General features: G+C 43.0%; 1 protein-coding gene. It reads right to left on the bottom strand.

Annotated features, from left to right (window positions below; genetic code table 11):
* Window positions 1–309: hypothetical protein (locus RZO55_RS10975; RefSeq protein ID WP_318064322.1), on the bottom strand; the 309-nt coding region annotated here is incomplete at both ends.

The raw sequence follows: 309 nt of genomic DNA on the forward strand, positions 1-309 counted from the left end.
ATTCCTTAAAATCGGACTCATATGGTTTCACGGGTTCTATTTCTTCTCCGTACATGAATACATATCTTCGAATTCCCGGGGAAAAAAGGTGGTCCAACCATGCACACAATTTTTTCGCTTCGGTGGCTTCAAATACAAGGTGAATGGACTTTACCTTGTACTTTCTCCGCAGGTCGTTCAGCAGCTCTGGAAGCGTTTTGTGTTTTGTTTTTTTGGTGCAGTCAAAGTGAATATATCCATCCTCGGTTTCATAGCACACTACGTAGCCATGCAGATCCGCGTGATACTCTTTGGACAAAACATGCTCAG

The organism is Clostridium boliviensis, assembly GCF_033342255.1.
Classification (GTDB): Bacteria; Bacillota; Clostridia; order Lachnospirales; family Lachnospiraceae; genus Lacrimispora; species Lacrimispora boliviensis.